Below are 3,945 nucleotides of genomic sequence, written 5' to 3' on the forward strand. Positions count from 1 at the left end.
TGTCAGCGGTTGGTGCGAAGCGAGGCGCGCGTTGCGCAATTTTCGGCTCGACCGGATGAGCGAAGTGGAACTTTTGGAAGTGCGCTTCGTGCAAGACGCTGAATTGCCAAACTTCGCCTAAAACGGTGGATTCCGCCGATGACAAAAACGGAAGAGTTTTGACCGTTGAGCGCGGCATAGCGGACCTTCGCCGATGGGCTGAAAGCTGTCCGCAGTGCGGGACGGAGCGGCCGTTCGTTCCGACCAAACGAATGGCCGCTCTGGGGCCAACTGCGGCCAATCTGGTTGATGGCCCCCTACTGGGTTAGCCGCCATTCCCGACATCTGCTCTTTGGCGTCGGCTTCCCCGACCAGATTTTGCCATTCTGCAGCCGACGCTCCAGTGTCTGCTCTCGTTGAAACTGGAAATTCGCGACACTCATTGCTGCTAGGCAGCATGGCGCCCTCATCTCGGTCATTCCCGGCGCTCTTCCTTGAAGTGCGCTTCGATCGCCGCAAACTAAGGCAGTTTCGGGTTGGTTAGTCGGATGACCTATGGATCAGGATGCGAGCGATTGACAGGGTAGAGCGGCTCTGAGCCGGACCAAAGCAATCCCGCGACATCTAAACAATGCGTGTCCAAAACGAACGCGTTAGGGTGACTCACACACGAGAAGGCTGCTGCCAGCTTTTACCGGCAAGGATATGGAATGCAAGGTTCAGATACGTCGGGTGAACGCCCGGCATCGGTTTGGAGGTTCGATCACAGCGCTCTGCAGGATGGCGATGTCATTCTGGAACGCGGGCACCGGCCGGCGAGCAAGGTCATAATGGCGGTCGATGGCGGTCCCTACAGCCATGTCCTGCTGTGGCTCGGTGGCACCGATTTCCTCGAAGCGGTCGAAATGGGCGTCAGGCTGATCAGCTATGCCCGGTTCTTTTTACGCGATCCGGCGGACTGGATGGTCCTGCGACACCCCGATTCGAAGGCCGGATCCCTCGCGGCTCGGGAGGCACGCTCGTTCGCACATATGGAATATGGCTTGGGCGGTGCGATCGCGACTAAGATCCCGGGCGCCTGGAAGACGAACCCAGCCGCGATGTTCTGCTCGCAGGTAGTAGCGGCGGCCTATGAAAATGTTGGCTATCCGCTCGTCTCCAAGGCGTCAGCGAAAGTCTCACCGAACGATTTGACACGCCAGTCAGCGCTGGTTCCAGTGAGCCCGATCCCCCTTTTGGAGCATGTCCTGTCTGAGGAGGAACATGCCGACATCGACCGGTGGTTCGATCGCGATCGGGCTTACGCAGACACGGCGATGGCGCGGGAGGTGCAGGCCTCGCAAGAGGTTTTTGAGCTTATACGCGGGCTCTATCCCAAGCTCACGCTTCCACCGGAATTTCGACTCGCCTGTCCGCCGCGCAACCTTGGCGAGGCATTCAATGTGCTGCAATTTCTAGACTGGGCCACAGCGTCACGGATCTCGGGGGTCATGCTGCCAGAGCTCGAGCAACGCGGCTATTTTGATTTCCTTTTCCCGGGACTGAATGAGTTGAGCGAGCGGCTGGATGGAGAGACGAGCGCGCTGGCGGCAGGTCACTTCGACCCGGTCACATTGGCGCGATTGGTGGCGCACTACAGGGACGTTCTGCCGAGCCACCGCAAGACGATGGGTCATCACCGCGACAACGCCGATGCGTATGGTCGGCTTTTTATGCAGCTTTTCCCGCTGCCAATTTTTGAGCGTATGGCGCGGATGCACCGGCAGATCGAAACGATGCTCCAGTCCATCATAAGGCTGGAGGAAGAGTTCGTCGCAGCAAGCGCCCGGCGGCAATAAATGGAGGGTCGAGACAAGGCTCCACGCTGGGCCGAGCGAACCAACGCCCGGCCTCTGTGGCACATTAAAAAGTCCGCAGTTCATTAGGGATTTGCGGTCGGCGTAGTCTGGGAGAGAAAGCCAGGGAGCGGCATAAGGTCCAAAAACACCCTCACTGGGGGAACAGAAAAACTTTCCTGCGCGGTTCGGAACCTGCTGTTCCGGAGGAATAGGCGACCCGGATGGAAGAAAAAGGGCTTTCACGCCCAGACGAATGGCCGGTTCCTATCGGTGCCGGACGCCGCAATAGGTCGCGGCGATCGGCAGTAATATTCCAATCCACTTCCTTCGGTCAGGCAGGTGCCGGAACCTTGGGGCGAAAGGTTTTAGGAAAAGACCCCGAGCACTGGAAGGATCGGAATGAGGTGCAAAGCTGACGTTCGAACTTGCCACGGCATTGTGCAATTTGGGCTCGGACCGGGATTTCGCCGCATAGCCGACGAAGGTCTGCTACCGGACATAAACCCCTTGCCAGAACCCATGCGTCAAAAACGGTGGATTCCGACCGGGACAGAAACGTCTGAGTTTTGACCACCTGAGGCGCACACCAGCGCCTTCATCGGCGCTCTGATGACCGTCCGCATTGCGGGACGAAGCTGCCGGTCATGAAATGTGGACCTGTGAAGCGATAGGGGCAATGCAGGTCAATAAACGCGCCTTACCATAATGACTTGAGCGCTGCCGTTGTACCTTGGGCGTGCAGACGCAGCTGCGCTTCTGAAAGCGAACTTTTGATCACCACCATTCGCCAGTATATTGATGACGGCAAAAAATCGAGGGCGATGTCGCGATCGATTGCTTCGGGTAATTCTCCACGTGAGATTGCTCGATCAATAACTTTCTTTGCCTCATCACGTCTCGTCTGCGCTACGCGATCACTGATCGCCTTCATTTCATCTGAGCGGGCAGCTTCCGCATAGATGTCTGGAAGGATCTTACGCACTACGGGATGTCTGAACACTATACGCAGGCGACGGTGAAATGCCCTTATGTCTGCTTCAAGCGAACCCTTATCTCCGAAAGCGGCCATCTTGAGCCCCAGAGCATTGACCGCCTCGTCGGCAAACTGCAGCTTTCCGGGCCAGCGACGATAGATGGCCGCTTTGCCCGCCCCCGCCCGCGCCGCTACCCGCTCAAGGCTGAGCGCTGAAAAACCATGTTCAGCCCATTCGAAAAACAAAGCACGATATAGCGCCTCTGTTAGTTCGATTTTTTGCACCGCCGCTCCGGATGGCGCTCTTGCCTTACGGTCGGAACTCTTGCGTTCCATCGTGTTCTACCCTATGTGGTTGAGACGTTACCGTTCCATTCATATGAGAGCCTGCTATGATCAACAAGTATCCAACACTATTCGAGCTCGTACATGCAGCCTTAGGAGATAAAGTTGCCGAAGCTACCAACTTTCTCGACCTCTTCACCGACGACGCTGTCCTGGACTATCCTTTTGCGCCCCCAGGCACGCCGCAACAGATTGTTGGTAAGGAGAGCATTGCTGCTCATGCTATCCGTCTCGCCCCGCTGCTCGAATTTGGCGACTTCACATTGGGTAGCGTCTATCAACTAACTGATGTGGTCATCTTCGAAGCCTCTTGCCGAGGTCGCGGGACTGAAACAGGTCTTCCATACAATCAGCAGTATATTTGCGTACTTCATCTGCGCAGTGGTAAGATTGCACGCTGGCAGGACTACTGGAACCCTCAGGTGCTGATTGCGGCACTCGGTGGCCAGGCAGAGATGGCCAAAGCCTACTCACGCTAAGGCGATCAGCCTACTCGTGATCGATCCGACAAGAAGCCCTGCGGCCACGTCAAAAGCACTCGGCTTGGAGGACCCGTCACCGTTAGTTATCCTAGCAGTGACGGGCGGCTTTGGGCTCCAAGCCGACTTGCGGCGGTGCAGCACGCCGATTCACAGCCGGATGGCGGGTGTGCGGGACGGTGCGGACGCTGGAACAGAGCCGACAGTCCTCAATCAGCCGTCGCGTAACAGACAGCTTGCAGCTTGTTGCCGTCAGGATCGCGAACATATGCGGCATAGTAATTATCGCCGTATTGCGGTCTTGGACCCGGTTTTCCCGCACAGCTTCCAC

4 protein-coding genes are annotated in these 3,945 nt (G+C 57.2%); 3 read left to right on the plus strand and 1 reads right to left on the minus strand.

Going from position 1 to position 3,945, the window contains the following annotated elements; genetic code table 11:
* Together PUT78_RS23965 and PUT78_RS23115 are read left to right on the plus strand one after the other, a co-directional pair.
* On the plus strand, nt 1-121 hold a 121-nt coding region (locus PUT78_RS23965; RefSeq protein ID WP_420793559.1), incomplete at its 5' end, for a WYL domain-containing protein.
* A 568-nt stretch (nt 122-689) separates the two neighbouring features.
* On the plus strand, nt 690-1,817 hold the full coding sequence (locus PUT78_RS23115) for a C40 family peptidase (protein WP_274354577.1): 1,128 nt from the start codon (nt 690-692) through the stop codon (nt 1,815-1,817).
* A gap of 697 nt (nt 1,818-2,514) precedes the next feature.
* Here the strand turns inward: PUT78_RS23115 and PUT78_RS23120 are convergent.
* On the minus strand, nt 2,515-3,126 hold the full coding sequence (locus PUT78_RS23120) for a TetR-like C-terminal domain-containing protein (protein WP_274354578.1): 612 nt from the start codon (nt 3,124-3,126) through the stop codon (nt 2,515-2,517).
* A gap of 56 nt (nt 3,127-3,182) precedes the next feature.
* On the opposite strand from PUT78_RS23120, the gene PUT78_RS23125 reads away from it, so the two are divergent.
* Complete coding sequence (locus tag PUT78_RS23125; RefSeq protein WP_274354579.1) at nt 3,183-3,614, plus strand: nuclear transport factor 2 family protein; 432 nt, start codon at nt 3,183-3,185, stop codon at nt 3,612-3,614.
* Nucleotides 3,615-3,945 lie beyond the last annotated feature (331 nt).

Origin of the sequence: Roseinatronobacter alkalisoli (assembly GCF_028745735.1) — a bacterium.
In the GTDB taxonomy this organism is placed as follows: domain Bacteria; phylum Pseudomonadota; class Alphaproteobacteria; order Rhodobacterales; family Rhodobacteraceae; genus Roseinatronobacter; species Roseinatronobacter alkalisoli.

What these genes read in the sequence shown, in the direction of transcription:
- PUT78_RS23125 (WP_274354579.1), top strand. Translation starts at nt 3,183, where the DNA reads ATGATCAACAAGTATCCAACACTATTCGAGCTCGTACATGCAGCCTTA.
- PUT78_RS23120 (WP_274354578.1), bottom strand. Translation starts at nt 3,126, where the DNA reads ATGGAACGCAAGAGTTCCGACCGTAAGGCAAGAGCGCCATCCGGAGCG.
- PUT78_RS23115 (WP_274354577.1), top strand. Translation starts at nt 690, where the DNA reads ATGCAAGGTTCAGATACGTCGGGTGAACGCCCGGCATCGGTTTGGAGG.